The following is a 1,179-nucleotide window of genomic DNA, read 5'->3' as shown; positions in this document are numbered from 1 at the left end:
ACAATGGCATATTGGATATCGTTGTCGGTAATAGTAGTAGTGACGGGGGTGACAACAGGAATTGTGGCCGAATAACCCGCTGCCGCCGTGGGATTCGATAGCGTCACGTCGATCGTTTCGTTAGTTTCAGCGACCGTATCGCCTAATACATCTAAGTTAATTGTGGCAGTTGTTGCACCGGCTGCAAAGGTAATCTTACTGCCGGCTGCCGTGACATTCGTACCGGAAACAACAACATTATTGTAATCAGTCCCATTAGTAGCCGTGCCCGCTAAAGTATAATCGACCGTACTAGAAACGTCAGTACGTCCGCTGCGGGTAATCGTGTAGGTAATGGGAGTTGTCCCGCTATTAGCTTCGGCAACGGTGGCATTGTTGGCAACAATGCCATATTCGATATCGTTGTCGTCAATTGTCACAGTGGCAGTATTCTGGGGAGTAACTGCTATGTCGTAAGATGCTGCATCAGTGAGGGTGATAATAACAGTTTCACCCGGATCGATAACGGGATCGTTGGTGGCTGTGACGTTAATTGTGGCAGTAGTTGTACCAGGTGCAAAAGCAACAGTCCCCGATAAAGAGGTGTAGTCAATGCCTGCCGTAGCGGTGCCGCCGATTGTATAATTGACCGAGAAGCCATCGGGTGCGGGAGTATCGAGAGTGAGAATAAACGTGCCTGTTGTTCCCGACTCTGTGGGTGCAGTACCGGAGGCGATACTGACACGGGTAGCATTTTCAAAATAGCGGATATTGCCGTCAGAATCCCCAACAAAAGCGTCTAAATCGCCATCGTTATCGATGTCGGCTAAGGTGGGGGCGGCGAAAAAACCCACATCAGTTAGACCGTTGAAGTTGGCGACAGGGGCGGCAAAGGTGGGGGCGCTAGCTGTGCCGGTATTCTGGTAGTAGTATGTCTTGCCGTATCCTACCCCAACAAAAGCGTCTAAATCGCCATCGTTATCGATGTCGTCTAAGGTGGGGGCGGCTAAAGAACCCACATTAGTTAGACCGTTGAAGTTGGCGACAGGGGCGGCAAAGGTGGGGGCGCTAGCTGTGCCGGTATTCTGGTAGTAGTACGTGTTGCCGTCATCCGCCCCAACAAAAGCGTCTAAATCGCCATCGTTATCGATGTCGGCTAAGGTAGGGGAGGCGTAATCACCCACATCAGTTAGACCGTTG

At 51.0% G+C, this 1,179-nt stretch carries 1 protein-coding gene; it reads right to left on the bottom strand.

The features are described from left to right. Positions 1–1,179: Calx-beta domain-containing protein (locus tag QUB30_RS23825; RefSeq protein ID WP_333338406.1), on the bottom strand; the 1,179-nt coding region annotated here is incomplete at both ends.

The organism is Microcoleus sp. BROC3, assembly GCF_036702515.1.
GTDB lineage: Bacteria > Cyanobacteriota > Cyanobacteriia > Cyanobacteriales > Microcoleaceae > Microcoleus.
This window is presented reverse-complemented; position numbering and strand designations above follow the sequence as displayed.